Origin of the sequence: Roseovarius marisflavi, from assembly GCF_900142625.1 — a bacterium.
Lineage (GTDB): Bacteria > Pseudomonadota > Alphaproteobacteria > Rhodobacterales > Rhodobacteraceae > Roseovarius > Roseovarius marisflavi.
Genome location: NZ_FRBN01000005.1, coordinates 81,410 through 108,376, shown reverse-complemented (window position 1 = coordinate 108,376; position 26,967 = coordinate 81,410). Strand labels below are relative to the sequence as shown.

Here is a 26,967-nt window from a genome sequence, read left to right as displayed (position 1 = left end):
CCGACCAATCAAAGACATGATAATGAAACCCCGCAGCGATGCGGGGTTTTCCATATCGGACATATCCGGTAAAGCCTGTGTCGACCCAAGATTTACAGGCGGACGAACGCACATGAAATTCACAATGTCATGGCTGAAAGATCACCTAGACACCACGGCCACGGTTGACGAAATCACCGAGGCACTAACCGACCTCGGCCTTGAGGTAGAGGGCGTGTCTGACCCCGCAAGCCGGTTGTCCGATTTCACCATCGGCAAGGTCGTCAAGGCCGAACCGCACCCCGATGCAGACCGGCTTCGGATTTGTCAGGTCGACACCGATGAAGGCCAGACCCAGATCATCTGTGGCGCGCCCAATGCCCGCGAGGGGATCACCGTTGTGATCGCCAAGCCCGGCGTTTACGTGCCGGGCATCGATACCACCATCGGCGTCGGCAAAATCCGTGGCATCGAAAGCTATGGCATGATGTGCTCCGAGCGCGAGATGGAGCTAAGCGAAGAACACGACGGCATCATCGAGCTTCCCTCGGGCGAAGTGGGCCAGCGGTTTACCGACTGGCTTGCGGTCAATGACCCCGCCAAGGTTGATCCGGTGATCGAAATCGCGATCACGCCGAACCGCCCCGATGCCTTGGGCGTGCGTGGCATCGCCCTTGATCTTGCGGCGCGCGGGCTTGGCACGATGAAACCGATCAAGCCGGCCCATATCGAGGGTCAGTTCCCCTGCCCCATCACCGTGACGATTGACGAAGATGCCGCCACCAACGGCTGTGAGGTTTTTGCCGGCCGCCTTATCCGGGGCGTTGAAAACGGCCCTTCGCCCGAATGGCTTCAGGATCGCTTGCGTGCCATTGGCCTGCGGCCGATCTCGACGCTGGTCGATATCACCAACTTTTTCACCTATGATCGCAACCGCCCTCTGCATGTGTTTGATGCAGGCAAGGTTGTCGGCAATCTGCGGGTTCACCGCACCAAGGGTGGCGAAACATTGGTTGGGTTGGATGAAAAGGAATATACATTCGGCCCCGGTCAGGTGGTGATTTCTGACGACAACGGCATTGAATCAATCGGCGGCATCATGGGCGGCCTTGCCACAGGGTGCACCGAGACGACCACCGATGTGTTCCTCGAGGCCGCCGTTTGGGATCATATCCAGATCGCAAGCACCGGGCGCGCGCTCAAGATCAACTCTGATGCGCGCTATCGCAACGAACGCGGGATCGACCCGGCCTTCAACATGGAGGCGCTTGATCTCGCGACCCAGATGATCATCGAGCTCTGCGGTGGCAGCCCCTCAAACCGCGTCACCGCCGGGCAGGTGCCCGATGTGTCGCGCGCCTATCGACTTGATCCGGCGCGCGTGCGCTCGCTTGTTGGCATGGACATCCCGGAATCCGAGCAACGCCAGACCCTGACCAGCCTTGGCTTCAAGCTTGAGGGCAACATGGCCCATGTCCCAAGCTGGCGCCCCGATATCCTTGGCGAGGCCGATCTTGTGGAAGAGGTGGCGCGCATTGCCTCTCTGACCAAGCTAGTGGGTCGCCCGATGGCCCGGATGGACACGGGCGTGCCCAAGCCGATCCTGTCGCCGATGCAAAAGCGCGAACAGATCGCACGGCGCATGGGTGCGGCGCTTGGCTACAACGAATGCGTCACCTATAGCTTTATCGACCACGCCAGCGCGACCCTGTTTGGCGGCGGCGATGATGCCACGATGCTGGCCAATCCGATCAGCTCGGAAATGAGCCATATGCGCCCCGATCTCTTGCCCGGCCTGCTTTTGGCCGCAGCCCGCAATCAGGCGCGCGGCATCATGGATCTTGCCCTTTTCGAGGTCGGTCACGCCTTTCAGGGCGGTGAGCCGGAAGACCAGCATTTGCAAATGGCGGGCCTTTTGATCGGCCGCACTGGCCCCAAGGATGTGCAGGGCGGAGCGCGCGCCGTTGACGTCTTTGACGCCAAGGCCGACGTCGAGGCGATCCTTGCCACCATCGGCGCGCCCACCAAGGTGCAGGTGCTGCGCAACGGCCCGGCATGGTTCCATCCCGGTCGTCATGGCCGTATCTGCCTTGGCCCCAAGAAGATGCTGGCCGTCTTTGGCGAGCTACATCCGCGTATCCTCTCGGCGATGGATGTCAAAGGGCCTGCCGTGGCCTTTACACTCTATCCCGCCGAAATTCCGCTGCCGCGCAAAACCTCGGCCACGCGCGGCGCGCTTGAGATCAGCGATCTTCAGGCGGTGGAACGCGACTTTGCCTTTGTGGTGGATGCCGAGGTTGAGGCCTTGACCCTGATCAACGCCGCCGCCGGGGCCGATAAGGCGCTGATCGACGATGTGCGCATCTTTGACGAATTCATCGGTGGCAACCTTGGCGAGGGCAAAAAATCGCTCGCCATGACCGTGCGCCTGCAACCACGCGAAACCACCCTGAAAGAGGCCGATATCGAGACTGTTTCGGCCAAAATCATCGAAAAGGTAACCAAGGCCACCGGCGGTACGCTGCGCGGCTGATCATCAGAGGGGATATGGCATGCTAAATGTTTATCTGTCAGGCGAAATTCACACCGACTGGCGCGAACAGATCACAGAGGGCGCAAAAGGTCTTGCCGTGATCTTCAACAGCCCGGTGACCGATCACGCCGCCAGCGATGATTGCGGCGTGGCGATTCTTGGCTCTGAGGACAACAAATACTGGCATGACCACAAGGGTGCGATGGTCAACGCGATCCGTACCCGCAAGGGGATTGCCGATGCCGATGTTGTCGTCGTGCGCTTTGGCGAAAAGTACAAACAGTGGAACGCGGCCTTTGATGCGGGCTATGCCGCCGCGCTTGGCAAATCGCTGATCATTCTGCAACAGCCCGATCACGATCACGCCCTGAAAGAGGTTGATGCCGCCGCCCTGGCCGTGGCCCGCGACCCCGCGCAGGTGGTTGAAATCCTGCGCTATGTTCTGGACGGTAGCCTTCCGGCCTAAGCCTTTACCGGGTCGCGAGGCGCTTAATGCGCCTCGGCCCAGTTCGCCCCCTGCCCTGCATCGACGACCAACGGCACGTCAAGATGCACGGCGGGGTGCGCCGCGCCCTCCATCACATCGCGGGCGGTGGTGATCAGGCGATCAACCGCATCCTCGGCCACCTCAAAGATCAATTCGTCATGCACCTGCAACAGCATCTTGCAGGGGATATCGGCAATCGCATCCGGCATCCGGATCATGGCGCGGCGAATAACATCGGCCGCGCTTCCCTGGATCGGGGCATTGATCGCCGCGCGCTTGGCAAACCCGGCGCGCGGGCCCTTGGCGCCAATCTCGGGGGTGTGGATCTTGCGCCCGAACAGAGTCTGGACATAGCCATGCTCTTTGGCGAAAGCGACGGTCTCGTCCATGTAGGTCTTGATGCCCGGAAACCGCTCGAAGTACCGGTCGATGAATCCCTGCGCCTCTGACCTGGGGATGCGCAGGTTGCGCGCAAGGCCAAAGCCCGAGATGCCATAAATCACACCAAAGTTGATCGCCTTGGCCTGACGGCGAATATCCGGCGTCATTTCCTCCATCGGAACGTTGAACATCTCCGAGGCGGTCATCGCATGAATATCCTGCCCCTCTCGAAACGCCACCTTAAGGGCATCAATCCCCGCCACATGCGCCAGAATCCGGAGCTCGATCTGGCTGTAATCGAGACTGACAAGGCGGTTTCCTGGCTCTGCGACAAAGGCCTCGCGGATGCGCCGCCCCTCTTCGGAGCGCACCGGAATGTTTTGCAGGTTCGGATCGGTCGACGACAGCCGCCCGGTGTTCGCCCCGGTCTGAACATAGGATGTATGGACCCGCCCCGTATCCGGGTCGATATGATCCTGAAGCGCGTCGGTATAGGTCGATTTCAGCTTGGAAAGCTGGCGCCAATCCAGCACCCGAGCCGGTAGTTCGTGCTCGGTGGCAAGGTCTTCAAGCACGTCCGCACCTGTCGCATAGGCCCCGGTTTTGCCGGTCTTGCCACCCTCAAGCCCCATTTCATCAAACAGGATTTCACCCAGCTGTTTGGGCGATCCAACGTTAAAGCTTCGCCCGGCCAACTGGTGAATTTCAGCCTCTAATCCAGCCATTTTCTGGGCAAAAGCATTCGACATCCGGCTCAGGGTTTCGCGGTCAACCTTGATTCCGTACCGCTCCATCCGGGCCAAAACCGGCACCAGCGGGCGCTCAAGCACTTCGTAGACTGTGGTCACCTGATCGCGGTGCAATTGCGGCTTGAACAGGTGCCACAGGCGCAGCGTGATATCGGCGTCCTCGGCGGCGTATTTCACCGCTTCATCGACCGGCACGCGATCAAAGGTGATGGCCGATTTGCCCGTACCTAACAGCGATTTGATCGAAATCGGCTTATGCGCCAGATAGCGATCGCTCAGCGTGTCCATCCCATGGCCATGCTGTCCGGCATAAAGCGCATAGGACATGAGCATCGTGTCATCAATGGGCGCCACATGAACATCCAGCGCGGCAAATATCTTGGCGTCATATTTCATGTTCTGCCCGATCTTGAGGATCGCATCATCCTCAAGCACAGGTTTGAGCGCGCCAAGCACATCGCCAACGCTTAGCTGCCCCTCGGCAAGCTTGTCCGACCCAAACAGATCATCCGCCGCGCCGTCCTTGTGGATAAGCGGGATGTAACAGGCCTCACCGGGATCGACGCAAAGCGAAATCCCGACAAGCTCGGCCTGCATTTCGTTAAGGGATGTCGTCTCGGTGTCGACCGCCACGTAGCCCCGCGCGCGAATGCGGGTGATCCATGTGTTTAGAGCGGCCATGTCGCCGACGCGCTCGTATTTTTCAGGGTCTATTGCAGGCCATTCCGGGGCATTCTGCGCCTCATTTCCCGCCTGACCGGCCTGCGCCGACGGCTCTGGAATCACCGGGGCCTCGGTGCCCAACGCGTCGGCAATCCGCCTTGACAGGGTGCGAAATTCCATCCGTGCCAGAAAGTCGAGCAGGGTGTCCGGGTCCGGATCGCGCACCTCAAGATCATCAAGCGTGAAATCGAGCGGCGTGTTGCAATCAAGCTGAACCAGCCGCTTTGACATCTCGATCTGCTCGCGCTTTTCGATCAGAGTCTGGCGGCGCTTGGGCTGCTTGATCTCTTCCGCGCGATCCAACAGCTCTTCAAGCGAGCCGAATTCGTTGATCAAAAGCGCCGCGATCTTCACCCCGATCCCGGGCGCGCCAGGCACGTTATCGACACTGTCCCCGGCCAAAGCCTGCACATCGACGACACGATCCGGGTTCACGCCAAATTTTTCGCGTACCCCGTCAACATCGATATGGCGGTTCTTCATCGCGTCCAGCATCTCGACCCCGCCACCGACAAGCTGCATCAAGTCCTTGTCGCTGCTGATGATCGTCACCCGCCCGCCAAGATCGCGCGCCTGACAGGCCAGCGTGGCAATGATATCGTCGGCCTCGTATCCCTCGATCTCTTCGCAGGCGATGTTGAAGGCGCGCGTCGCCTCACGGGTCAGCGGCATTTGCGGGCGCAAATCCTCGGGCATCGCCTCGCGGTTTGCCTTGTACTCGGGATACATGTCGTTGCGAAACGTGTGGCTGCCCTTGTCAAAGATCACCGCCACATGGGTCGGCGCATCATGGCCGTTATTGCCCTCAACATAGCGCTGCAACATGTTGCAGAACCCGGCCACAGCCCCAATTGGCAGGCCATCCGATTTACGCGTCAGCGGTGGCAGCGCGTGATAGGCGCGAAAGATAAACGCCGATCCGTCAATCAGATGCAGATGGCAACCTTTTCCGAATGACATGGCTAGCCCCTTTCGCCCAGAAGGCTTTCATCTTTCCAAAAATACTCAATCCTGCGGCATCACCACAGGTGCGGGCTTGGTCGGTTTAGACCTTGCCTTCAAAATCGCGATGCACAAGCTTGGCATCGCAATAGGGGCATTCGACATAGCCCTTTTCATGCGAAATCTGCAACCACACGCGCGGATGGCCCAGCGCCCCGTCGCCGCCGTCACAGGCCACGCGATAGGCGTCAACAATTCTCGTTTCTGGGGCCTGCGTTACCATGGGGGCGTTTCCTTTTGCGTGACTTTGAATTAGGTCCAAATATGATTGATCCGCCAGCAAGGGGCAAGAGCACCATGGCCGCAAATGCCATCGAAATCCGTGGACTGACAAAAACCTATGGCGGCGGGCGCAACAGCCCCGAAAAACAGGCGCTGAAGGGTATTGATCTTGATATCCCGCAGGGCTCTGTCTTCGGGCTTTTGGGCCCCAACGGCGCCGGTAAATCAACGTTGATCAATATTCTCGCCGGGTTGGTTCTTAAAACCAGCGGTCAGGTCACGATCTGGGGCTTCGATCAGGACGTGAACCCGCGCCAGTCGCGTGCCTCGATCGGGGTTATGCCGCAGGAATTGAACCTTGATCCCTTCTTTACCCCGCGCGGCGCGCTTGAGGTGCAGGCGGGTCTTTACGGCGTGCCCCGCGCGCAGCGCAAAAGCGACGAGATCCTGCGCCTGATCGGGCTAGAGGACAAGGCCGACGCCTATGCCAGGACCCTCTCTGGCGGCATGCGCCGTCGGCTTTTGCTGGGCAAGGCGCTTGTGCACACCCCGCATGTTCTGGTGCTGGACGAACCCACCGCGGGTGTCGACATCGAGTTGCGCCAGATGCTCTGGGAAAACATTCGCCGCCTCAATCAACAGGGTATGACGATCATCCTCACCACCCATTACCTCGAAGAGGCCGAAGAGATGTGCGACGAGATCGCCATCATCAACCTCGGAGAGCTTGTTGCCCGCGACAGCACCGCCAATCTTTTGGAACGGCTTGATGCCAAGACGATGATCATTCACCCCGACAGCCCGGCAACAACCCTGCCCAAGGGTATGGGGATTGAAGTGTCAAAGCGTGCGGATGGGGCGCTTGTGATCAACTATCATTCCGCGGCCACCCCGGCCGAGGCGGTTCTGGCCGCCGTCCGAGAGGCGGGGATTTCCATTCGCGATGTGAAAACCGAACAAGCCGATCTTCAGGATGTGTTCCTTGAACTGACCCGAAGCCGCTAGGCCGCGTCACTCGCCCCAGCCGTCAGACTGCATTTCGCGCAGACGGCTGGCGGTGCGTTCAAATTCAAACGATCCTTCGCCCTCAATATAAAGGTATTCCGGCTTTGCCGCCGCTGAACAGATAAGCCGCACCCGCGCCTCGTAAAGCGCGTCAATCAGAGTAACAAAACGCTTGGCCTCGTTGAAATTGCTGCGCCCAAGCTGTGGGATATCCTCAAGGATAAGTACCCGCGCCGCCTCTGCCAGCGCGAGATAATCCGCCGGGCCAAGGGCTTTACCGCAAAGGTCGTAAAACGTGGCCCGCGCCACGCCGTTGTGAAACGCCGGGATTTCGACCTCGCGTTTGTTGACGATAATCTTATGTGGCTCACCGCCCCCGCCGGTCAGATCCTGCCAGATACTCTGAACCTCGGCATGCGATGCTTCATTGATCGGGGTAAAATAACTTGGGCTGCCGGCAAGGCGCTCCTGCCGGTAATCCACCGGACTTGTCATTTCATATACGACCATCCGCTCTTTGACGATCTCGATGAAGGGCAGGAAAAGCTGTCGGTTCAAGCCGTTTTTATAAAGATCATCAGGAACGCGATTGCTGGTCGTGACCACCACGACACCAGCGGCAAAGAGTGCCTCGAACAGGCGGCCAACAATCATTGCATCGGTGATATCGGTGATCTGCATCTCGTCAAACGCCAAAAGGCGCACCGAATCGGCGACCTCCTTTGCCACCGGGGCAAGGGCATCGCTTTCGTTGCGCGCGCGCGCCGCATGCAACCCGGCATGGATTTCCTGCATGAAGGCGTGAAAATGCACCCGTCGCTTGGGCACATCGACCGTCTCGACAAACAAATCCATCAACATGGATTTACCGCGCCCGACCCCGCCCCAGAGATAAAGCCCCTTGGGCGGCTCTGGCGCGCGGCGAAACCAGCCTTTGCGCGGCTGCTCGCTCAAAGCATGCCGAATCCTCTCGAATTCGGGCAAAGCGGCCTCTTGCGCCGCATCGCGGGTCAGCGTGCCCTCGGCCACACGCCGGGCATATAGGTCGGGTAGCGTTTCCATGCCTCTGGGATATCGCGGGAAAAGCGCCGGGAAAAGCGCTTATAGCCCCGAGACTTCAGGCTTTTTGCGCAAGCCGGTTCATCACGCCCACCAATTCGGCGCTTATGCCCGGCTCTGACAGGGCATGACCGGCCACCGGAATCATCCGCAAATCGGCGTTTTTCCAAACGCGCGCCAGTTGATAGGCGGTGCCGGGCGGACAGATCATATCATAGCGCCCCTGCACGATGGTGCCGGGGATGTGGGCGATTTTATGTATCTGATCAAGGATTTGGCCGTCATACTCCAAAAATCCGCGATGGGTGAAATAGTGGTTTTCAAGTCGCGCAAAGGCGCGTGCATAATCCGCCGGGCTATCGCCGCCAACGCCGGTGGAATGCACTGTGGCTAGCGCATTTTCCCAAGCTGACCACGCCTTGGCATATCGCACCTCTTCGTTCAAAAGCCCCGAAAACAACCGCCGGTGATAGGCGGCGATCATGTCGTCCTGTTCATCCTCGGGGATCAACGCCTGAAACTGATGCCATGTTTCCGGCCAGAACGCCCCTGCCCCGCCGCCATAGAACCAGTTCAGCTCGGCCTCTGTCATGGTGAACACACCGCGCAACACAAGATGGGTCACCGGGCCCGGATGGGCCTGTGCGTAGATCAAGGCAAGCGTCGCGCCCCAGCTTCCGCCAAAGACGATCCAGCTTTCGATATCAAGCGCGCGGCGGATATGCTCGATATCGGCTACCAGATGCCATGTGGTGTTGTCCTCGACACTGGCGTGGGGCTTTGACCGCCCGCACCCGCGCTGATCAAACAGGATGATCCGATAGATCGCCGGATCGAAATAGCGCCGCATCGCCGGGCTGCACCCGCCGCCCGGACCACCATGCAACACCACCACCGGCAGGCCATCGCGGCGGCCGGATTGTTCGACATAAATGCTGTGCCCGTCGCCCACATCCATCATTTGCCGGTCAAATGGTTCGACCGGGGGATATAGATATTGAACTGCGCTCTTTTGGCCTGAGAATTTGTCCATGAATGTCCTATATAACGCGCATGACCAAAAGAGCATATGGAGAGCAGAATGCAAGCCGCTCAGAGCACTATTGATCCAGGCGAAGTCGCCAAGTTCGAGGCAATGGCCGCCGAATGGTGGGATCCGAACGGAAAGTTCAAGCCGCTTCACATGCTGAACCCCTGCCGTCTTGACTATATCACCTCGCAAATCGCGGCAGAATTTGACCGCGATCTGTCTCAGGACGCGCCGTTCAAGGGGCTGCGTATTCTCGATATCGGCTGTGGTGGCGGGCTGTTAAGCGAGCCGATGGCGCGTTTGGGCGCCGAGGTTGTCGGCGCAGACGCCGCCCCCCGCAACATCCCCGTTGCACAGGTCCATGCCGAGCAATCCGGCCTTGCGATTGATTACCGCCACACCACCGCCGAAGATTTGGCGGCGGCAGGGGAACAGTTCGATGCCGTTCTGAACATGGAAGTGGTCGAGCATGTGGCCGATCCCATGGCCTATCTCACCGCCTGTCAGCAGCTGCTTAAACCCGGCGGGATTCAGATTTGTTCGACCATCAACCGCAATCCCAAAAGCTTTGCCATGGCGATTGTCGGCGCGGAGTACGTGATGCGCTGGCTGCCCAAGGGCACGCATGAATGGTCAAAATTCATCACGCCGGACGAGTTGTTCGAGCTGCTGCGCAAGGCAGGTCTTGATCCGGTCGATCGCAAGGGCTTTGTGTTCAACCCGATCACCTGGGTCTGGCGTCTGTCGGACAGGGATCTGAGCGTGAATTACGTCACCGCAAGCGTCAAGCCGGGCTAAACCCCCGGTTCCAGCTTCGAGCGCAGCTCGCGCAGCACCGGAAGGCTTGCGCGCACTCTGTCTTCGCCAAGATCGCTGATCAATTCCGAGACCATCGGGGTGATCGCGGCGATGGCGGCGTCGCGTGCTTGTCGCCCAGACGGGCTTATCGCGACCATCTTGCGGCGCGCATCATCCCAATCGGGGCGGATATGCACGTATCCGGCCCATTCCAGCTTGCTGAGCGTGTTGGTCATCGCGCCGCGCGTCACGTGAAAGCTCTTGGCGAGTTGCGCCGGGCTTCGCTCGTCACCGGTGCGGGCAAGGTGGTTGAGAACCGAGAAGTGTGAGATTTCCATGCCCTTGGGCAACACCCGGCTTAGCCGATTGCGGATAAGCTGTTCATTGGTGAGGATTTCACTGAACAGGGCCACCGCCAGGGAATTGCTGGCCGAATCGTTCATGCCGGGCCATCAAACTGCGTGTCATGACGCAAGGACGGGACACGCGCCCGCGCGCTTTCAACTTCGGCCGGGTCCAGATCAACCATCACAACGCCGGGCTCTGTGCCGCCATCGGCCAGAACCTCGCCCCAGGGGGCGACAACAAGGCTGTGACCGTGTGTTTTCCGGGCCCGCCCGGTGCTTGCCGCATGGGTGCCGGTCTGCGCCGGGGCAAGAACGTAACAGCCGTTTTCAATCGCCCGCGCGCGCAAAAGGCTTTCCCAATGCGCGGCGCCGGTGACATAGGAAAACGCCGCAGGCACGCTCAGGATGCGCGCCCCGGCATGGGCAAGGCGGCGGTAAAGATGCGGAAAGCGGATGTCATAGCAAATGCTAAGGCCAAGCCGTCCAATCGGAAGGTCCGCGACAACAGCGCGACTGCCGGGGCGAAATCCGTCTGATTCGCGATAGGTTTCTTCGGGCGACACATCGACATCGAACATGTGAATCTTGTCATAGCGCGCGACGATCCCGCCATCCGGCCCGATCAGAAAGCACCGATTGGCAAACCGGCCATCCGGATCGTTTGTCTTGAGCGCAAGCGAGCCGATCAAAAGCCAGATCTTCCGCTCTGCCGCCTTGACACGCAACGCCTTGAGCGTCGGGTCGCTCTCCTCGGGATGCAGAACCGCCTGTTGATGCGAGCGGCTTCCAGAGACGCAATTGGTCACCTCGGGCGTCAGGACAAAGTCAGCCCCCTGCGCGATGGCGTCGTCAATAAACGCAAGCGTGACCGGCAGGTTCGCTGCCGGATCATCGCTGCTGTTAAGTTGAACAAGCCCCGCGCGCATCGGCATCACTTGGCCAGCAAAGAATCGAGCTTACCTGCTCGCTCAAGCGCAGAGAGATCATCATACCCGCCGACATGGGTATCGCCCACGAAGATTTGCGGCACGGTATGTCGCCCGTTTGCACGTTTCAGCATCTCGGATTTGCGGGCCGGTTGGGCCAGCACATTGATTTCCGAAAAGTTGACGCCCTTTTGCTTGAGCAACCGCTTGGCCGCGTGGCAAAACCCGCAAAGAGGCGAGGAGTAGATTTCGACTGGTTTCATCTTGGCGCTTTCGTAATCCTGTTTGACAGGAACTTAGGCATCCTTGGCCGTGCGCGCCAGTGTTAGTATGTGCACATCTTGTGCGCCTGCCGAAAAACAGGCCTGCGCCGCCGCCGAAAGCGTGGCCCCCGATGTCATTACATCATCCACCAAAAGCACCGTGCGACCGATAAGTTCGGCCCGGCGCTTGGGATGAACACGAATCGCGCCATCAAGCATAGCGTGACGCTCCTCAACCCCCATTCCTTTGAGAGATCGGGTGTGTTTCGGGCGAATCAACAGATCGGGACAGACCGGCAAGGTGGTCTCACGCGCCAGCGCCTGTGCCAAAAGAGCGGATTGGTTGAACCGCCGCTTGAGCATCCGCAACCAATGCAGGGGCACCGGTGCGATGAGCGTGTTGCAGGTCAAAAGCGGTTGCGCGACCCGCGCCATCCAGAGCGCCGCAGGGCGCACAACATCATGACGGTCGCCGTGTTTGAGCGCCAGAACAAGCTTGCGCCCGTTTTCGCGATACACAAGCGCCGATCGCCCCCGCGACCAGGGTCGTGCCACGCTCAGGCACTCATCGCAGTGCTCTGCATGACCTCCGCCTTCGCCCGGCAGGGGCACACCGCAGGTATCGCACACCAGGCCGGCAATGAACGGCGTGTCGCGCCAACACGGCCCGCACAGGCCAAAATCGCTTTCGACATGGCAACCACACGAAGTGCAGCGCGCCGGATAAACCACCTGAAGTGCCGTTTGAAAAGCCTGCATACTCGCCCTATTGTCCCCGCTATGATGCAAGCCCTGACAGACCGTTCCGCCCTGATCCGCAATCGCCAACGCGCCTTGCGCGCGCCTGTCTGGTTTCTGCATGAAACCGCTGCTGATGAGATCAAGGATCGCCTGAGCGTGGTTAAGAAATCCTTTACCGCGCCCGCCGTGGTGACGGGTTTTCCAGAGTTCTGGCAAAATCGCTTCCCAAAGGCCCTTTGCGTCAAGGATGACGAAACCCTTACGCTTGCACCGCAATCGCATGATCTGGTGATCCACGCGTTATGCCTGCATTGGGCCAATGATCCGGTGGGTCAGCTTATTCAGGCGCGGCGCGCGCTTAAACCCGATGGTCTTTTGCTGACGGTGTTGTTTGGTGGCGAAACCCTGCATGAGCTGCGCATCGCGCTGGCGCAGGCGGAATCAGACCTGCTTGGCGGGCTATCGCCGCGCATCCTGCCGATGGGTGAAATCCGCGATCTTGGCGCTTTGCTGCAACGCGCGGGCTTTGCCCTTCCGGTGGCCGACACCCTGCCGCTCAAGACAAGCTATGGCTCACCGCGCCACCTTATGCGTGAATTGCGCGCGATGGGCGAGGGCAACGCAATGACCAACCGGCCGCGGCGCGCAACCCGGCGCGCGCTGTTTGATCGGGCCGCAGAGATCTACACCCAAGAGTTTGGCGATACCGACGGGCGCATTCCCGCCACCTTCGAGATGATATTCCTGACCGGCTGGTCCCCGGATGCAAGCCAGCCCCGGCCCCTGCGCCCCGGATCGGCCGGTGCACGGCTCGCCGATGCCCTCGGGGCCAAAGAAACACCCCTGAAAGATTGACCTTGGGGTCACAACCTTTATGTCAACCGTAACCCGAGACAGTAAGGATTGACCCAGACCATGCCCGATGCAAGCAACCCTGCCGTTCGTCCGCCCCATGCGCCCGGCGATCACCCCGCAATTCCACGCGCCAAGACGGGGGTTCTGCTGGCCAATCTCGGGACGCCTGATAATTACGATTACTGGTCAATGCGCCGCTATCTGAACGAATTCCTCTCGGATCGTCGTGTCATCGACTATGCCCCCTGGAAATGGCAGCCGCTGTTACAGCTGATCATCCTGACCAAGCGCCCGTTCACCAGCGGGCACGCCTATAAATCCATCTGGAACGAGGATAAGGGCGAAAGCCCGCTGATGACCATCACCCGTGACCAGACCGCAAAGATGGCCACCGCGCTTGAGGCAAGGTACGGCGATCAGGTGATGGTTGATTTCTGCATGCGCTATGGCAATCCGTCGACCAAATCCAAGGTTCGCGCCATGGTCGAGGCCGGCTGTACCCGGATCCTGTTCTTTCCGCTTTACCCGCATTACGCCGGCGCCACATCGGCCACCGCCAACGATCAGTTCTTTCGCGCGCTGATGGACGAAACATGGCAGCCGATCGCCCGCGTGGTCGAACCCTATTTCGAAAACCCGCTTTATATCGAGGCCTTGGCCGAATCGGTCGAGACCGCCTATGCGAACATCGAAAAGCGCCCCGATATCCTTGTGGTGTCCTATCACGGAATGCCGAAACGCTATCTGATGCAGGGTGACCCCTATCACTGCCATTGCCAGAAAACCACGCGGCTTCTGAAAGAGCAGCTTGGCTGGGATAACACCCAGATCACCACCACGTTCCAGTCGGTCTTTGGCCCCGAAGAATGGCTAAAGCCCTATACAGTGGACGAGGTTGCCCGACTTGCCCGCGAAGACGGCAAGAAACGGATCGCCGTGATGGCGCCGGCGTTTTCCGCTGACTGCATCGAAACGCTGGAAGAGATCAACGAAGAGATCCGCGAAAGCTTTGAAGAGGCGGGCGGCGAGGAATTTACCTATATTCCCTGCCTGAATGACCAGGACGCCCACATCAGGGCTCTGGCATCCATTGTCGAATCAAACCTTCAGGGCTGGCTTGATTAAGCGCCACACCCCGGCAGAAACGAAAAAAGGCAGCGGTTTCCCGCTGCCTTTTTCTTTGTTTTCAATACTGACTTAGTCAGCAATGACGACTGCGGCTACGATGGCCAACAGGACCAGCGGAACCCATACGCCAGCAGCAGACGAGCTAGCTGCAGTTTCTTCAACAACTACCGGTGCCTCGATAACGGGCTCGGCGTAGCTGCCAGCGAATGCGGTCGAAGCAGCGGCACTAAGGGCGGCGGCGAGAACGAGTTTCTTCATATTATCCTCCAGATATTGGCTTAACGCTGTGTATCACAACGCCAAGCACCCAAGACTTAACCTCGTAACTTTTTTCTAACCAGCAATCCGACACGATTGCAAACGCAAGTTAAGCCACAGACGCTATATCACGCCGCGTTTTCGTCAAATAAGCAACACTTGGGTGCCCACTTTGGCCATTCCGAACAACTCGGCGATGTGTTCGTTGTAAAGACCGACACATCCATTGGACGAACGACGCCCGATTTTACGTGTGTCGTGGGTGCCGTGGATTCGATAATATGTCCAGCTAAGGTAAAGTGCGTGGGTGCCCAACGGGTTATCAGGGCCCGGCCCGACATAGGCCGGCCATTCGGGGTTACGCTCCAGCATCGATGGCGTCGGACGCCAGCTTGGCCCTTCGACCTTGCGCACCACGGAGGTACGGCCGCGACGCGTCAGATCTTCGGTCAGCGGCACGGAGGACGGATAAAGCTTGTAAACCGACTGATCCTCGTTCCAGAAATGAACCGCACGCGAATCGATATCGACAAGGATCGCGCCGTTCTTGAGGTTCGAGAAATAGGGCTCCCAGCTAAGAGTGCGGAAACTGGAAATATTGTGGCGCACCGTTTCGGTGACGTCACGCTCAATCTCAACAGTGCCTTCTCCATCAACGCTTTGCGCCAATGCGGGTGCCCCGATCAGTGCCGCGGTTCCAGCCAGAAAAGCGCGGCGGTTCCAGTTGTCTCGGGTTTCAGAGGCCATTTTGGTTCTCCAGATATAGGTCCTTGGATTTTAGGAATATATGGCGCGAATGACGCAGTCGCAATTCAAACAACTGTCATCCGGCGAACTTGCGCGTATGTGGGTTTGAATCGCAACGCCTCACGCGATAAAGCAGAGACTACAACAATTTCGAGTGGTTTGACATCATGGCGCGTCTTTACATCATTTTCCTGTCGGCACTTTTGGCCTTGGCAGCCTGCGCGGCCCCGCCTCCGCCGCTACAGCTTGGGTCCGACGGCAAACCGCTGCCAAAACTCTATCGCATCAGATCCGGCGAAACGGCCGAAATTCAGTTCCGCATGCTGGATGCTGTCAACTCTCTGCGCCAGGCCGCCGGGCAATCGCCGCTTATTCTTGATGCCTCGCTGAATGCCGCCGCCGCGACCCATTCGCGCGATATGTCGCTGCAAAACCGGCCCTGGCACTTTGGCTCTGACGGCTCTTCGCCGATCGAGCGGGTTCAGCGCGTTGGCTATACCGGGCACCTCGTTGGCGAGACGATCTCGGAGACCTATGAAACCGAGCTTGAAACCCTGTCCGCATGGATGGAAGAACCCGGCTCGCGCCGCGTCATTCTTGCGCCGGACGCCAAAAAGATGGGGTTCTCCTGGCTTCAGGAAGACAACGGAAAGATCTGGTGGACAATGGTACTGGGCGGTTGATCAGGGGTTGATTGTCACAGGCGTTCCGTCGCGGACCATGGCATAGATATTCTCGATCTCGCCGTTCGTGACGGAAATACACCCCGCCGTCCAATCCGGGCCAAAAACCCCGAGCTTGTTCGGCTCGCCGTGAATGAAAATGTCCCCGCCCGGGGATTTTCCGGCCACCTCGGCATAGGCAATATCCTGTTCATTGGGGTAAGAGATGCCAAGCGACAGGTGAAAAGAGCTGTTGGGATTGCGCCGGTCGACGGAATAATCGCCCTCTGGCGTCTTGCCGTCGCCCTCAAATTCCTTATGGCCCTCGGGGGCAAACCCAAGATCGACCTCATGGGATTTCAGCACCCTGTTGTGGTGCATCAAAAACATCTCGCGGTCGCCCTTGTTGATGATGATCCGGGTCACCTCGGGGCCGTTGTAGGTTTTGAACTTTGACGGGGCGCCACAGGCCGCAAGGCCCAAAAGGGCCGTAACCAGCACAAAGAATCTAATCGTTTTCATCAAAAACTGCCGTTGTCCTGCTCGCGATGTTCATACAATAGATCGGCCGCTTGGGGATAGGAAAAATTACACCGATCACGCCGGGTTTAGCGTGAATCCCGCCACCAGCTCTACATGCGAAGACCAGCGGAACTGATCCACCACACGCAGACGATCCAGGCGATACCCCTCGGCCAGAAGCGTCCTGGCGTCGCGGGCAAAGCTGGTCGGGCTGCATGACACATAGGCGATGACAGGTACACGCGCCCGGCAAATCTCGGCAATCTGCGCCTCGGCGCCGGCGCGGGGCGGGTCGATCACCACCGCATCAAACCGTTTCAACTCGTCCGGCAACAGCGGCTGGCGGAAAAGATCGCGCGCCTCGGTCGTGACCGACTTTAACCCTTGGGTTTTGCGCCACCCGGCATCCAGAGCCTCGCACATGGCGGCGCTGCCCTCGACCGCGAGCACTTCGGCGTTTTTCGCAAGAGGCAGGGTAAAAGTGCCTGAGCCGGCAAACAGATCGGCGATCCGCTTTGCCCCCCCAACAATCGCCCGCACGTCGGCAAGCAGGGCCGCCTCGCCCTCTGCCGTGGCTTGCAGGAAGGCGCCCGGCGGCGGCAGAACCCACGCCGCGCCAAACACCTGTTCGGGGGCATGACGGGTCACGACCACCTCGTCATCCCAGGCCAGCCGCGCAAGATTATGGTGCTCGGCCAAAGCCGCCAGCGCGATGCGCAACGGCCCGTCCAGAGGTTTGCCCTCGCTCACCGAAATATCAGGACCGTTCAGCGAAAGGGTCACCGACACCGAAATGCCGTTCTTGCGGCTCGCCCCGGTTACGGCAAGGTCACAGGCCACCGGAACCGCGCCCATAAGGGCAGGGTGCAGCAGCTTGCAATCGGGGATTTCAATGACAACATCCGAACCCTTGGCGTGAAATCCGGCCATCGCGCCCTTTTTGGTGCGCCGCGCGGTCAGTGTCGCACGACGCCGCGATTGTGCGGGCGACACGTGGATCGGCGCAAACTCAGCCGTTATCCCATGCGCGCCAAGTGCAGAGGCGACCACATCCTGTTTCCAGCCCGCCAGGAATTCATCCGAAGCATGCATGAGCTGGCAGCCGCCACAGGATTTAAAGTGTCGACAGGGCGGCGCAACCCGGTCGGGCGAGGGCGTGTCTATCTTGACATCGCGCAGCACCTGGCCGTCAAGTGTTCCGCTCACCACCTCGCCGGGCAGGGTAAGCGGGGCAAAAACGGGGCCTTGGGCGATCCCGTCACCCTGGTGGCCCAATCGAATGATTTTATGTTGGCTCATTTCCCGGCTTTAACCCGTGTTGGGCGCGCGATAAAGGCTACTTAGATCAGATCGTCGCGCTCAAGGCGAAAACCCGACCCGATCCAGCGCTGTTCCAGCTCTGCCAGACGCGCGCCAAGGGCAGGGCCGCTAAGGCCAGGCATCAGATCAGCCGCCTTGACCGGAAACTTTGCCGCCGCTCCGCGCGCGAGATCGCCCGCTGTATCGGCCGCCAGCGGTTGCTCGGACAAGGCCGCGCGCAACAGAAGAATATCAAGCCCCTCAGCCACGCCGTGACGATATCCAAGCTCGGGCGCGCCCATCGTGCCAAGCGCCCCTTCGCGCAAATGCGCCAGCCTACGCGCCTCTGCCTTGCTCAGGCGAAGACGCTCTGCCACGTCTTCTCCGCCCAGCGTGGCAAGACGACGAATGGCGTCCGGGGCCGTATCAGCCTCTGATTCAAGATGGATAAGGGGGCCGAGCGCGCGATCATCGGCCCCCGGCATCACTGACAAAAGAACACCGGTGTTGCGCATCGCGGCAACCGATGGCGCAGGATCGGGCGCGCCCAAAAGCTTGCGAATTTCGCCGCCAACGCGTTCACGCGACAGGCCCGCCAACCCATCAAGGTGCATCGCACACCCCGCCAGCCCCTCGGCATCAAGCCCGTCTTGTGGGTCGCCATACCATGCATGAAACCGGAAAAACCGCAAAATGCGCAGGTAGTCTTCCTGAATGCGCTTTGTCGGATCTTCGATAAAGCGCACGTGCCGCGCCCTGAGATCATCAAGCCCGCCAAGTGGATCAAGAATCGTGCCATCGGGACGCGCATAAAGCGCATTCATCGTGAAATCGCGCCGCCGAGCATCGCCGAGAATACCGCCGCCGAAGGCCACATTGGCGTGGCGGCCAAAAGTTTCGATATCTTCGCGAAACGTCGTGACCTCATGAGGAATGTGACCCGAAACCACGGTGATCGTGCCGTGATCAATGCCTGTCGGGACCGGCTTTAGCCCCGCCGCATCGGCTAGTTTCATCACCTGATCGGGCAGGGCATCCGTGGCAATGTCGATATCGCCCACCGGCGCATCCAAAAGCGCGTTGCGCACACAGCCGCCCACGAATAATGCCTGATACCCGGCGTCGGTCAGCATCTTGCAGACCGCTTGCGTGGCACCGACCCGGATCCAGTCTTGGGTAATCTGCATCATGGTCGCGCCATATCCGCCAGGGTACGCAAGATGCGCGCGGTCGCGCCCCAGACATAATAGGGGCCAAACGGCACCGTGTAATAGCGCCGCCAACTGCCGCGCCAACGCCGTTGCTCCACGCGAAAATGTGCCGGGGCGAGGAAATGCGCCAAAGGCACTTCGAACACCTCATCCACCTCACCCGCCTCGGGGCGTGGCACAAACGGCTGCGCCACGCGCGCCAAGACCGGCGTCACATCAAAGGCGGTGACGGTTTCATGTTTCGGCAGATGGCCCAACACCTCGACATTGGCTGGATCAAGCCCGATTTCTTCGTGCGCCTCGCGCAGGGCGGTGGCCGTGATATCGACATCGCCCAGATCCTGCTTGCCGCCAGGAAAGGCGATCTGGCCAGGGTGATGCTTGAGCGCCGACGAACGCTTGGTCAGGATCACCCGCGCCACGCCACCGGTCTGGATGACCGGCACCAACACCCCCGCCGCCCGAAGCTTGCGCCCCGCAGGCAGGGTGATCTCGGGGTTGAGATCATAGTCCGACGAGGGATGGCGTACCGCGTTCAGCGCCCCAAGCACCCGGTCTAGCGGATCAAGAGTCACCGGGGCCCTCTTTTGCCTCGAAGCCGACGGTTGCCGGATCAAGCCGGTAATGCGCGCCGCAGAACTGGCAATCGGCGGTCACAATCCCCTCATCGGTGGTCATAGCTTGGATATCCTTGGCGGAATAGATCGACAGGCTGTTGCGCACCCGATCCTCGGAACAGCTACAGCCAAAGCGCACCGGCTGGGAGTCAAACACCCGCGGCGCCTCTTCGTGAAACAGCCGCAGCAAAAGGTCGGTCGGCGCCACCGACGGCCCTATCATTTCAAGATCCTCGACCGTATCAAGCAGGATATTCACCCGATTCCAGTTTTCAGCCTCGTCCCCGTCAAGGATGTCCTCGGGCATCAAAAGCCCGGCTTCGCCAGACCCGCCGTCCTTTGCGAAAGGCGAGGCCTTGGGCATATGCTGCAGCATAACACCCCCCGCGCGCCAATGCTCGTCGCCGCCAGACTCGGTCGATTTGCCAAAGCTCAGCGCAAAGCGCGTCGGAAGCTGTTCGGACTGCGCGAAATAGGCCTCGGCGCAACTGCGCAGGCTGTCACCGGCAATCGGGGTAATCCCCTGATAGGGGGCCATCCCCTGACCCTGATCAATCAGCACAGCGAAATAACCCTCGCCAAGCTGTTCAAATGGGACCGCATCGGTAAGCCGCTCGCGGGTATAGCTGGCATAGGCACGCATGCGGGCGGGCTCGCCGTCTTCGGTCGGGCCATAATAATCCGTGGCGATCATCCGCACCGGGCCATTGGTCTGAACCTGAAGCGACAGCTTCCAGCGAAGTTTGATCGTTTGACCGATCAGCGCCGTCAAAAGCGCCATTTCGGCCACAAGCGCCTCGACCACCAAAGGGTAGTCATGTTGCTTGAGGATGCCATCAAGCACCCCGTCCAGCCGCGCAACGCGGCCGCGAATGTCTGCCTGGTCAAGCTGGAACGGCAATATCGTGTCGTCCCAGGCGATTTTTTGTCCGAGTGTCATGGGGTTTCCTTCAGCGCCGGTTCTTGGCATATCGCAGCTATATAGGCAGGGCAAGTCGGCGTCCAAGGGGGCAAGCCATGATCAGACGATTCGGAGAGACACCCAAACCCGGCATTTCATATCGCCGACGGCCGGGCGTTTATGCGATTTTGCCCCGCGGCGGACAGCTTCTTGTCACCCATCAGGCAGAGCCAATGCCCGAATTACAGCTGCCCGGCGGTGGAATTGATCCGGGCGAATCACCAATTCAGGCATTGCATCGCGAGGTGTTCGAAGAAACCGGCTGGAAAATCGCGCGACCGATGCGGCTTGGGGTGTTTCGCCGGTTCACCTATATGCCCGACTATGATCTCTGGGCCGAAAAGGTTTGTGTCATCTATCGCGCGCATCCGGTGCGCGAACTTGAGCCGCCGTCCGAACCGGGGCATCAGGCGATCTGGATCAGCCCGACCATCGCGGTGCGTGAACTTGGCAACGAAGGTGATCGGTTTTTTGTCAGCCAGGAAACAGGTTTGGCTTGAATTCAAGCAAGACCGCCGACACGTCATCGGCAAAATCCGCATCACCGGCGAATTCCGACAACTTCCAGATCAGTGATTCAAGACAGGCCATGCCCCGCGTCTGGCGCAAATCGCGCAGGATGCTTGCAAGGCCCGTATCATCCAAAAGCGCCCCGCTTGTGCCAGCGCATTCGATGATCCCGTCGGAATGAATGAGTAGGCGGTCACCCGGCGCCATGGTCACCTCGAACTGTTGATACTCGGCACCGTCAATCAGACCGACGGGAAGGCCGCCGCGCCCGACGAATTCAACCTGCCCATTGGCCCGTTGCAGGGCCGGGTAGGGGTGACCAGCCTGCGCCATGATCACCTTGCCGCTGGCAAGATCGACGTCCGCCAGAAGCAGAGTGAAATAATGCTCGGTTTCCATTTCGCTCATGATCAGGCGATTGAGGTTGGCAATCACCTCGGATGGCGGGCGAGCAACAAAGCGGCCATCAGAGGTTTTGCGCAGCGCAAGGTTTTGTTCCGGCACGGAAGACGACAGATAACCCGCCAGCCGTGCGGTCATCAACGCAGAGCTGATTCCATGGCCCGAGACATCAATGCCATAAAGGCCAATTCGCTGATCGCTGATCGGGAACATGCCGACAAGATCACCCCCAACATGCCCCGCCGAATGCAGCATCAAGGACACTTCTGCGGGGCCAAAATCGCGATAACGTTCGCTCACCAGGGATTGCTGAAGCTTTTTGGCCTCGATCAGGTCGCTATCAAGCAGGTCATAAAGCGTCTGCAATTCATCCAGCGTCGTTTTGATAAGCCGGTTTTTCTCGGTAAGTTCCCGCTCCATCCTCAAAATGCGGGCCCCGGCAGAAATCCGGGCGCGCAGTTCGGCGGCGTTGACCGGTTTGGTCAGAAAATCATCTGCCCCGGCATCAAGCCCAAGCGCAACCTCATCCTTGTCGCTTTTTGAAGTGAGCAAGATAAAGTATCCATAGTGGTCGCGCGACATCTGTCTGAATTCTTTACAGAATTCAAGACCGCTCAGGCCCGGCATCATCCAATCGCTCATCACAAGATCGGGTGGGTTTTCACGGCAAAGCTCAAGCGCATCATCACCTGATTCGGCCTCTTGAACCTCAAATCCCCAGCGTTGAAGCGAGGCGGTCAGGATACGGCGTTGCAGACGGCTATCATCCACCACAAGCACCCGCCGGATCACACCGCCGCCGGCATCTGATTCTGATAATTCCTGCATCTGAGACCGCACAATCGCCACCTTTGATCTAACTGAACAAGGCCTAACCGAAGGCCGCTTAACGGGATGTGAATGCTAAAATTTTCAACGCTTGTCTGACGGGTTTAACCCTTTGTCAGCAGGTTAGAGTCACCTTTGCGGCAAAGCGAAAGGAGGCTGGAATATGATCGACTGGTACCGTGTTCAGGAGTTGCGCGATGAAATCGGCGCAGAGGCATTTGGCGAGGTGGTCGAATTGTTCCTCGAGGAGGTGGACGACGAAATCGACAAGCTCCGCGCGCTCTCGGATCGCAGCAATCTTGAAAGTCAGCTTCATTTTCTAAAAGGCAGCGCACTTAACCTTGGGTTTGCAGCGTTTTCCGACCTGTGCCACAAGGGCGAAATGGCCTCTGCCGCAGGCCAACAAGACACGGTCGACACCACCGAGGTTCTGACCTGCTATGACGCGTCGAAATCGGCTTTCCTGTCAGGCCTTGACCGGGTCATCGCCGCCTAGATCAGGAATTCGGCCAGAACCTCATCCTTGGTGATGTCACGATAATCAAACCCGGCCGCCGCAAGCTTTTGCAGGAAATGCTTAAAATTGTCGGGGTTCTTGGTTTCGATCCCGATCAGGACAGACCCGAAATTGCGCGCTGATTTCTTGAGGTATTCAAACCGCGCGATGTCGTCATCCGGGCCAAGAATTTCAAGAAAATCGCGCAAGGCGCCGGGGCGCTGTGGCATCCGCAGAATGAAGTACTTTTTGACGCCGGAAAACCGCTGGGCGCGTTCCTTGACCTCGGGCAGGCGTTCAAAATCGAAATTACCACCAGAGGTCACGCAGACAACCGTTTTGCCGCGGATCGCATCCCCCATATCCTTGAGAACATCCACCGAAAGAGCGCCGGCAGGTTCAAGAACGATCCCCTCGATATTCAGCATTTCAAGCATGGTCGTGCACAGCCGGCCCTCGTCGATGACACGGGCATGCGCGGCATCAAGATCGCTCAGCCGGGCAAAGGTCTTGGCCCCGATCTGGGCCACAGCCGCGCCATCGGCAAAGTTGTCGACATGATTGAGCCGCACAGGCTTGCCCGCCGCAAGCGCCGCCCCAAGACAGGCGCCACCCATTGGTTCCACCAGCGTCAGCTTTGCGCGATCCCCAACATAGCTTCGCACGCCCGCCGAAAGGCCGCCGCCACCGACCGGCATGATCAGATGGTCGGGCAAGCCTTCCAGCTGAGCCTCGATTTCAACCGCGACCGAGGCCTGACCCTCAATCACGTCCTCGTCATCAAACGGCGACAGGAAATGCCCGCCGGTTTGCGCGCAATAGGCCTGCGCCGCATGCAGAGTGTCATCGAAATAATCGCCCGTCAGGCGGATCGCCACAGCATCGCCACCAAACTTTTCGGTCTTGCCGATCTTTTGCTGGGGCGTTGTCACCGGCATGAAGATCACGCCGTTCACCCCGAAATGGCGACACATGAAGGCCACCCCCTGCGCGTGATTGCCCGCGCTGGCACAGACAAACTGTGTCGTTTCGGGCGCTCGCGCCAAGACCTTGCGCATCGCATTGAACGCGCCGCGCAGTTTGTAGGACCGTACCGGCGAAAGATCTTCCCGCTTGAGCAGGATTTCGGCGCCGTAACGCTCGGACAGGTGATCATTGCGCTGAAGCGGTGTCGGCTCGAACACCTCGCGCATCGCGGCCTCGGCGGCCTGGGCCCTGGTTCTGAAATCGGTCATGCCCGCCTGAGTGCCGCAATCATCCCGCGCTGGCAAGGGTCAGAGATCGCGACCCTCGACAAAATGACCGTAAAGTGTGGTCAGGATGCTTACATTGATCAGCGCCGAAATCAGGACGCCGACGAGCATGATCAACGGCCCGATCAAAGGAATCACCATCACAAGGCCCAAGGCAAATTGCAGGATAAACTGAAAAACGCTCAGAATGACCAAGAGCAAAAGGATCGTCCCGTTCGCGCCCTTTGTCGCCTCCCAGGCCTCTTTCATCCGAAGCGGCTTGCCAATCGCGGCCGCCGGCAAAATCGGGGATAAGCGCAAGACGATGACGTTCAGTGCCAGGACAACCAGCACCAAAAAGATTGTTCCCGCAACTGGCGCGGCGGTTTCCGTAACCCCCATGATCATGCCGACCGGCAACACGAGGACAAGCGCCACGAGCCCAAGCAAAATTGCGTGCCCGGCATAGGACAGGATACGGTCAAATCGCAGCGTCGGAATCCAGCCCGTGGGGTATTCCGCCAAAAGGATAAAGCGATGCCATGCGACGACAGGCCATAGCCCAATCATGATGAGGATCAGCAAGAGCAGGAAGGTGCCTAAAAGAGTACTGCCACTGATGGCGCCCGGGCCGCCTTCAATCGGGCCGCTTTCAAGGACCGAAAACTGATTGGCAAAAATGGTCAGGATCACCATCCAGCCAACCATAAATGCAAACCCGATCAGAGCCGGAACAAGCGTGATCTTCATAAGCTGCGACAGATTGCCAAAGATCATTCTCAGCGAATGGGTAAAAATCGTCCAAGCTTTCATCGGCTCACCTCTGAGAACACTAATTTTCTGCAATAACACGTGGCAGGGTTCCGTCAACCGGCTCTACTTGCCCATTGGGGAAAAAGCCGCTACTCCGCCAGCCAGATTTGACGCAAGGGGAAAGTGAATGTCTGCGCCCAAAAAAGTTGTCCTGGCCTATTCTGGCGGCCTTGATACCTCGATCATTTTGAAGTGGCTTCAAACCGAATATGGCTGTGAGGTTGTGACCTTTACCGCCGATCTGGGGCAGGGCGAGGAACTTGACCCGGCCCGCAAAAAAGCCGAGCTGATGGGGATCAAGCCCGAGAACATCTATATCGAGGATGTGCGCGAAGAATTCGTGCGCGATTTCGTCTTTCCGATGTTCCGCGCCAATGCTCTCTACGAGGGGCTTTACCTTTTGGGCACCTCGATCGCCCGCCCGCTGATTTCCAAGCGACTGGTCGAGATCGCCGCCGAAACCGGCGCCGATGCTGTGGCACATGGGGCAACCGGCAAGGGCAACGATCAGGTGCGCTTTGAATTGGCGGCTTACGCTCTCAACCCTGATATCAAGGTGATTGCGCCCTGGCGCGAATGGGATCTGAGCAGCCGGACCAAGCTTTTGGCCTTTGCCGAGCAAAACCAGATTCCGATCGCCAAGGACAAACGCGGCGACGCGCCGTTCTCGGTTGATGCGAACCTGTTGCACACCTCCTCCGAAGGCAAGGTTCTTGAAGACCCGGCAGAGGCCGCACCCGATTACGTCTACCAACGCACCGTTAGCCCCGAAGACGCACCCAACACGCCCGAATTCCTCGAAGTTTCGTTTGAAAAAGGCGACGCCGTCGCGATCAACGGCGAAGCAATGAGCCCTGCCACGATCCTGACCAAGCTGAACGAATATGGCGGCAAGCACGGGATCGGGCGGCTTGATTTCGTGGAAAACCGCTTTGTCGGCATGAAATCGCGCGGGATCTATGAAACCCCTGGCGGCACTGTCCTTCTTGAGGCGCATCGCGGCATCGAACAGATCACCCTTGATAGCGGCGCGGGTCATCTCAAGGATTCGCTGATGCCGCGTTATGCAGAGCTTATCTATAACGGCTTCTGGTTCAGCCCCGAGCGCGAGATGCTTCAGGCCGCCATCGACAAAAGCCAGGAGCATGTGACCGGCACTGTGCGTCTCAAGCTTTATAAAGGCGCTGCAACGACCGTTGGCCGCTGGTCAGACCACAGCCTTTATTCCGAGGCCCACGTGACGTTCGAGGATGATGCAGGCGCCTACGATCAAAAAGACGCGGCTGGTTTCATTCAGCTCAACGCGCTGCGCCTCAAACTTCTGGCGGCGCGCAATCGCCGCCTTAAAGGCTAAGCGCTACCGCGCGCAGGCGGTCATAGGCGGGCATCGCCGCCTCTGCCAGTACTGCGCGCGGGCCATCAAGATCGGGTAATGCCCCCTCGGCCGGGGCAAACCCGGTCGATTGATGCACCGCCCCGTACCAATGCGCGGCCCAAACCCCGTCATCTGGATGCCCGCCCGCTGGCCAGCTTAGCATCGCCGGATCCCAGCCAAGGCCAATCGCTGCGCAAAGCCGTTTCAACATCGTCTCGGGATCACGCCGTATATCGGCGGAATCAACCACAACCGGGTGCGCGCCCGCCGCGACAAGTTGATCGTAGAGCTCGGCCTGCTGGACAAAGCCGATATCGGCTAGGGTCGGGTTGTCATATTTCGCAGAAAAACTTGCCGCAACCCGCGCCGGATGGCGGATCAGGAACACATTTGCCACCCGGTGCACCCAATCACGCGGCACCCCCTCAATCATATGCTGCGACATGTGCTTTTGATAAAAATGCGCCTTGCCGCCGGGGATCGGCCTCAAAAGGGTCTCGATCACCTTGGCCGGATCCGTCGGCTGCGACGCGATAATCTCGTCTCGCATGGGATGATCAAACCCGGTTTGCGCAAGATAGGTGGCATAGAACGGCTCGTCCACCACGGCGCAATCGGCGCGTGCGCCAAAGCTATACATCATCGCCGTGCTAAGGTTGCGAGGCCCGGACCACATTGCGATCCGCATCTCTAAGCCCGTCCGGCCAGAGCGATATCGCAACGCATGACGGTTTGACGAAAATTCATGATTGCCTGCCCACGCCCTTTGCTACCACCATAAGTCTAGAATCGTCGAATCGCGGATG

The 26,967-nt window shown here is 59.2% G+C and carries 29 protein-coding genes; 10 read left to right on the top strand and 19 right to left on the bottom strand.

Going from position 1 to position 26,967, the window contains the following annotated elements:
• Positions 1–112 precede the first annotated feature (112 nt).
• Both pheT and BUB78_RS06910 read left to right on the top strand, forming a co-directional pair.
• Complete coding sequence (pheT, locus tag BUB78_RS06915; RefSeq protein WP_073196451.1) at positions 113–2,512, top strand: phenylalanine--tRNA ligase subunit beta; 2,400 nt, start codon at positions 113–115, stop codon at positions 2,510–2,512.
• 19 nt (positions 2,513–2,531) lie between these two features.
• On the top strand, positions 2,532–2,978 hold the full coding sequence (locus BUB78_RS06910; RefSeq protein ID WP_073196450.1) for a YtoQ family protein: 447 nt from the start codon (positions 2,532–2,534) through the stop codon (positions 2,976–2,978).
• Between the two features lie 23 nt (positions 2,979–3,001).
• On the opposite strand, the gene polA is transcribed toward BUB78_RS06910, so the two are convergent.
• On the bottom strand, positions 3,002–5,812 hold the full coding sequence (gene polA, locus BUB78_RS06905; protein ID WP_073196449.1) for a DNA polymerase I: 2,811 nt from the start codon (positions 5,810–5,812) through the stop codon (positions 3,002–3,004).
• A gap of 85 nt (positions 5,813–5,897) precedes the next feature.
• Positions 5,898–6,077: a zinc-finger domain-containing protein gene (locus tag BUB78_RS06900; protein ID WP_073196448.1), complete on the bottom strand. Its 180-nt coding sequence runs from the start codon at positions 6,075–6,077 to the stop codon at positions 5,898–5,900.
• A 74-nt stretch (positions 6,078–6,151) separates the two neighbouring features.
• Here BUB78_RS06900 and BUB78_RS06895 point away from each other — a divergent pair, with 74 nt between their 5' ends.
• On the top strand, positions 6,152–7,081 hold the full coding sequence (locus BUB78_RS06895; RefSeq protein WP_073196446.1) for an ABC transporter ATP-binding protein: 930 nt from the start codon (positions 6,152–6,154) through the stop codon (positions 7,079–7,081).
• A gap of 6 nt (positions 7,082–7,087) precedes the next feature.
• On the opposite strand, the gene zapE is transcribed toward BUB78_RS06895, so the two are convergent.
• Positions 7,088–8,143, bottom strand: a complete 1,056-nt coding sequence (gene zapE / locus BUB78_RS06890; protein ID WP_073196444.1) for a cell division protein ZapE — start codon at positions 8,141–8,143, stop codon at positions 7,088–7,090.
• Between the two features lie 55 nt (positions 8,144–8,198).
• Positions 8,199–9,173: a prolyl aminopeptidase gene (gene pip, locus BUB78_RS06885; RefSeq protein ID WP_073196441.1), complete on the bottom strand. Its 975-nt coding sequence runs from the start codon at positions 9,171–9,173 to the stop codon at positions 8,199–8,201.
• 48 nt (positions 9,174–9,221) lie between these two features.
• On the opposite strand from pip, the gene ubiG reads away from it, so the two are divergent.
• The gene (ubiG, locus tag BUB78_RS06880) at positions 9,222–9,968 is read left to right on the top strand and encodes a bifunctional 2-polyprenyl-6-hydroxyphenol methylase/3-demethylubiquinol 3-O-methyltransferase UbiG (RefSeq protein WP_073196439.1); all 747 of its coding nucleotides are present in this window, start codon (positions 9,222–9,224) and stop codon (positions 9,966–9,968) included.
• Here the strand turns inward: ubiG and BUB78_RS06875 are convergent.
• The 4 genes from BUB78_RS06875 to BUB78_RS06860 are packed head-to-tail and all read right to left on the bottom strand — an operon-like array spanning position 9,965 to position 12,263.
• Entirely contained in the window at positions 9,965–10,411 is a 447-nt protein-coding gene (locus BUB78_RS06875) for a MarR family winged helix-turn-helix transcriptional regulator (protein WP_073196437.1), read from the bottom strand. The two genes, ubiG and BUB78_RS06875, sit on opposite strands and share 4 nt — an antisense overlap.
• Entirely contained in the window at positions 10,408–11,241 is an 834-nt protein-coding gene (locus tag BUB78_RS06870) for a carbon-nitrogen hydrolase family protein (RefSeq protein WP_073196616.1), read from the bottom strand. Before BUB78_RS06870 ends, BUB78_RS06875 begins: the two co-directional genes overlap by 4 nt.
• 5 nt (positions 11,242–11,246) lie before the next feature.
• Entirely contained in the window at positions 11,247–11,504 is a 258-nt protein-coding gene (grxC, locus tag BUB78_RS06865; protein WP_073196435.1) for a glutaredoxin 3, read from the bottom strand.
• A gap of 33 nt (positions 11,505–11,537) precedes the next feature.
• Entirely contained in the window at positions 11,538–12,263 is a 726-nt protein-coding gene (locus tag BUB78_RS06860) for a ComF family protein (protein WP_073196433.1), read from the bottom strand.
• Positions 12,264–12,287: 24 nt separating this feature from the next.
• Here BUB78_RS06860 and BUB78_RS06855 point away from each other — a divergent pair, with 24 nt between their 5' ends.
• Positions 12,288–13,100 (top strand): methyltransferase domain-containing protein, encoded by an 813-nt coding sequence (locus BUB78_RS06855; protein ID WP_139279271.1) that lies wholly within the window; start codon positions 12,288–12,290, stop codon positions 13,098–13,100.
• Positions 13,101–13,160: 60 nt separating this feature from the next.
• Positions 13,161–14,225: a ferrochelatase gene (gene hemH, locus BUB78_RS06850; RefSeq protein WP_073196429.1), complete on the top strand. Its 1,065-nt coding sequence runs from the start codon at positions 13,161–13,163 to the stop codon at positions 14,223–14,225.
• A gap of 72 nt (positions 14,226–14,297) precedes the next feature.
• Here the strand turns inward: hemH and BUB78_RS06845 are convergent, their stop codons facing one another.
• Both BUB78_RS06845 and BUB78_RS06840 read right to left on the bottom strand, forming a co-directional pair.
• A complete protein-coding gene (locus BUB78_RS06845) occupies positions 14,298–14,486 on the bottom strand; it encodes a hypothetical protein (RefSeq protein WP_073196427.1) in 189 nt (62 codons plus the stop codon).
• Between the two features lie 144 nt (positions 14,487–14,630).
• Positions 14,631–15,233, bottom strand: a complete 603-nt coding sequence (locus tag BUB78_RS06840) for a L,D-transpeptidase (RefSeq protein WP_073196426.1) — start codon at positions 15,231–15,233, stop codon at positions 14,631–14,633.
• Positions 15,234–15,400: 167 nt separating this feature from the next.
• Here BUB78_RS06840 and dalA point away from each other — a divergent pair, with 167 nt between their 5' ends.
• A complete protein-coding gene (gene dalA, locus BUB78_RS06835) occupies positions 15,401–15,916 on the top strand; it encodes a divisome-associated lipoprotein DalA (protein ID WP_073196424.1) in 516 nt (171 codons plus the stop codon).
• On the opposite strand, the gene BUB78_RS06830 is transcribed toward dalA, so the two are convergent.
• The 5 genes from BUB78_RS06830 to hslO all read right to left on the bottom strand — a co-directional run bounded on the left by BUB78_RS06830 (position 15,917) and on the right by hslO (position 20,484).
• Entirely contained in the window at positions 15,917–16,417 is a 501-nt protein-coding gene (locus BUB78_RS06830) for a L,D-transpeptidase family protein (protein WP_073196422.1), read from the bottom strand.
• A gap of 75 nt (positions 16,418–16,492) precedes the next feature.
• The gene (locus BUB78_RS06825) at positions 16,493–17,716 is read right to left on the bottom strand and encodes a class I SAM-dependent RNA methyltransferase (RefSeq protein WP_073196420.1); all 1,224 of its coding nucleotides are present in this window, start codon (positions 17,714–17,716) and stop codon (positions 16,493–16,495) included.
• 41 nt (positions 17,717–17,757) lie between these two features.
• Entirely contained in the window at positions 17,758–18,903 is a 1,146-nt protein-coding gene (locus tag BUB78_RS06820; RefSeq protein WP_073196614.1) for a CCA tRNA nucleotidyltransferase, read from the bottom strand.
• Positions 18,903–19,502 (bottom strand): CoA pyrophosphatase, encoded by a 600-nt coding sequence (locus BUB78_RS06815; protein ID WP_073196418.1) that lies wholly within the window; start codon positions 19,500–19,502, stop codon positions 18,903–18,905. The genes BUB78_RS06820 and BUB78_RS06815 overlap by 1 nt, the downstream gene beginning before the upstream one ends.
• On the bottom strand, positions 19,492–20,484 hold the full coding sequence (hslO, locus tag BUB78_RS06810; protein WP_073196416.1) for an Hsp33 family molecular chaperone HslO: 993 nt from the start codon (positions 20,482–20,484) through the stop codon (positions 19,492–19,494). Before hslO ends, BUB78_RS06815 begins: the two co-directional genes overlap by 11 nt.
• Before the next feature lie 77 nt (positions 20,485–20,561).
• Here hslO and BUB78_RS06805 point away from each other — a divergent pair, with 77 nt between their 5' ends.
• On the top strand, positions 20,562–21,005 hold the full coding sequence (locus BUB78_RS06805) for an NUDIX hydrolase (RefSeq protein ID WP_073196414.1): 444 nt from the start codon (positions 20,562–20,564) through the stop codon (positions 21,003–21,005).
• Here the strand turns inward: BUB78_RS06805 and BUB78_RS06800 are convergent.
• Entirely contained in the window at positions 20,980–22,245 is a 1,266-nt protein-coding gene (locus BUB78_RS06800) for a PP2C family protein-serine/threonine phosphatase (protein ID WP_073196412.1), read from the bottom strand. The genes BUB78_RS06805 and BUB78_RS06800 overlap by 26 nt on opposite strands.
• A 163-nt stretch (positions 22,246–22,408) precedes the next feature.
• Here BUB78_RS06800 and BUB78_RS06795 point away from each other — a divergent pair, with 163 nt between their 5' ends.
• A complete protein-coding gene (locus BUB78_RS06795; protein WP_073196410.1) occupies positions 22,409–22,741 on the top strand; it encodes an Hpt domain-containing protein in 333 nt (110 codons plus the stop codon).
• Here BUB78_RS06795 and ilvA read toward each other — a convergent pair.
• Positions 22,738–23,976 carry a threonine ammonia-lyase IlvA gene (ilvA, locus tag BUB78_RS06790; protein ID WP_073196408.1) on the bottom strand — a complete coding sequence of 413 codons (1,239 nt, stop codon included), beginning with the start codon at positions 23,974–23,976 and terminating at the stop codon, positions 22,738–22,740. The genes BUB78_RS06795 and ilvA overlap by 4 nt on opposite strands.
• Before the next feature lie 39 nt (positions 23,977–24,015).
• Positions 24,016–24,786: a threonine dehydratase gene (locus tag BUB78_RS06785; protein ID WP_073196406.1), complete on the bottom strand. Its 771-nt coding sequence runs from the start codon at positions 24,784–24,786 to the stop codon at positions 24,016–24,018.
• 127 nt (positions 24,787–24,913) lie between these two features.
• On the opposite strand from BUB78_RS06785, the gene BUB78_RS06780 reads away from it, so the two are divergent.
• On the top strand, positions 24,914–26,140 hold the full coding sequence (locus BUB78_RS06780; RefSeq protein ID WP_073196405.1) for an argininosuccinate synthase: 1,227 nt from the start codon (positions 24,914–24,916) through the stop codon (positions 26,138–26,140).
• Here BUB78_RS06780 and BUB78_RS06775 read toward each other — a convergent pair.
• The gene (locus BUB78_RS06775) at positions 26,130–26,849 is read right to left on the bottom strand and encodes a sulfotransferase-like domain-containing protein (protein WP_073196402.1); all 720 of its coding nucleotides are present in this window, start codon (positions 26,847–26,849) and stop codon (positions 26,130–26,132) included. The genes BUB78_RS06780 and BUB78_RS06775 overlap by 11 nt on opposite strands.
• Positions 26,850–26,967 lie beyond the last annotated feature (118 nt).

What these genes read in the sequence shown, in the direction of transcription:
- pheT (WP_073196451.1), top strand. Translation starts at nt 113, where the DNA reads ATGAAATTCACAATGTCATGGCTGAAAGATCACCTAGACACCACGGCC.
- BUB78_RS06910 (WP_073196450.1), top strand. Translation starts at nt 2,532, where the DNA reads ATGCTAAATGTTTATCTGTCAGGCGAAATTCACACCGACTGGCGCGAA.
- polA (WP_073196449.1), bottom strand. Translation starts at nt 5,812, where the DNA reads ATGTCATTCGGAAAAGGTTGCCATCTGCATCTGATTGACGGATCGGCG.
- BUB78_RS06900 (WP_073196448.1), bottom strand. Translation starts at nt 6,077, where the DNA reads ATGGTAACGCAGGCCCCAGAAACGAGAATTGTTGACGCCTATCGCGTG.
- BUB78_RS06895 (WP_073196446.1), top strand. Translation starts at nt 6,152, where the DNA reads ATGGCCGCAAATGCCATCGAAATCCGTGGACTGACAAAAACCTATGGC.
- zapE (WP_073196444.1), bottom strand. Translation starts at nt 8,143, where the DNA reads ATGGAAACGCTACCCGACCTATATGCCCGGCGTGTGGCCGAGGGCACG.
- pip (WP_073196441.1), bottom strand. Translation starts at nt 9,173, where the DNA reads ATGGACAAATTCTCAGGCCAAAAGAGCGCAGTTCAATATCTATATCCC.
- ubiG (WP_073196439.1), top strand. Translation starts at nt 9,222, where the DNA reads ATGCAAGCCGCTCAGAGCACTATTGATCCAGGCGAAGTCGCCAAGTTC.
- BUB78_RS06875 (WP_073196437.1), bottom strand. Translation starts at nt 10,411, where the DNA reads ATGAACGATTCGGCCAGCAATTCCCTGGCGGTGGCCCTGTTCAGTGAA.
- BUB78_RS06870 (WP_073196616.1), bottom strand. Translation starts at nt 11,241, where the DNA reads ATGCGCGCGGGGCTTGTTCAACTTAACAGCAGCGATGATCCGGCAGCG.
- grxC (WP_073196435.1), bottom strand. Translation starts at nt 11,504, where the DNA reads ATGAAACCAGTCGAAATCTACTCCTCGCCTCTTTGCGGGTTTTGCCAC.
- BUB78_RS06860 (WP_073196433.1), bottom strand. Translation starts at nt 12,263, where the DNA reads ATGCAGGCTTTTCAAACGGCACTTCAGGTGGTTTATCCGGCGCGCTGC.
- BUB78_RS06855 (WP_139279271.1), top strand. Translation starts at nt 12,288, where the DNA reads ATGCAAGCCCTGACAGACCGTTCCGCCCTGATCCGCAATCGCCAACGC.
- hemH (WP_073196429.1), top strand. Translation starts at nt 13,161, where the DNA reads ATGCCCGATGCAAGCAACCCTGCCGTTCGTCCGCCCCATGCGCCCGGC.
- BUB78_RS06845 (WP_073196427.1), bottom strand. Translation starts at nt 14,486, where the DNA reads ATGAAGAAACTCGTTCTCGCCGCCGCCCTTAGTGCCGCTGCTTCGACC.
- BUB78_RS06840 (WP_073196426.1), bottom strand. Translation starts at nt 15,233, where the DNA reads ATGGCCTCTGAAACCCGAGACAACTGGAACCGCCGCGCTTTTCTGGCT.
- dalA (WP_073196424.1), top strand. Translation starts at nt 15,401, where the DNA reads ATGGCGCGTCTTTACATCATTTTCCTGTCGGCACTTTTGGCCTTGGCA.
- BUB78_RS06830 (WP_073196422.1), bottom strand. Translation starts at nt 16,417, where the DNA reads ATGAAAACGATTAGATTCTTTGTGCTGGTTACGGCCCTTTTGGGCCTT.
- BUB78_RS06825 (WP_073196420.1), bottom strand. Translation starts at nt 17,716, where the DNA reads ATGAGCCAACATAAAATCATTCGATTGGGCCACCAGGGTGACGGGATC.
- BUB78_RS06820 (WP_073196614.1), bottom strand. Translation starts at nt 18,903, where the DNA reads ATGCAGATTACCCAAGACTGGATCCGGGTCGGTGCCACGCAAGCGGTC.
- hslO (WP_073196416.1), bottom strand. Translation starts at nt 20,484, where the DNA reads ATGACACTCGGACAAAAAATCGCCTGGGACGACACGATATTGCCGTTC.
- BUB78_RS06805 (WP_073196414.1), top strand. Translation starts at nt 20,562, where the DNA reads ATGATCAGACGATTCGGAGAGACACCCAAACCCGGCATTTCATATCGC.
- BUB78_RS06800 (WP_073196412.1), bottom strand. Translation starts at nt 22,245, where the DNA reads ATGCAGGAATTATCAGAATCAGATGCCGGCGGCGGTGTGATCCGGCGG.
- BUB78_RS06795 (WP_073196410.1), top strand. Translation starts at nt 22,409, where the DNA reads ATGATCGACTGGTACCGTGTTCAGGAGTTGCGCGATGAAATCGGCGCA.
- ilvA (WP_073196408.1), bottom strand. Translation starts at nt 23,976, where the DNA reads ATGACCGATTTCAGAACCAGGGCCCAGGCCGCCGAGGCCGCGATGCGC.
- BUB78_RS06785 (WP_073196406.1), bottom strand. Translation starts at nt 24,786, where the DNA reads ATGAAAGCTTGGACGATTTTTACCCATTCGCTGAGAATGATCTTTGGC.
- BUB78_RS06780 (WP_073196405.1), top strand. Translation starts at nt 24,914, where the DNA reads ATGTCTGCGCCCAAAAAAGTTGTCCTGGCCTATTCTGGCGGCCTTGAT.
- BUB78_RS06775 (WP_073196402.1), bottom strand. Translation starts at nt 26,849, where the DNA reads ATGCGGATCGCAATGTGGTCCGGGCCTCGCAACCTTAGCACGGCGATG.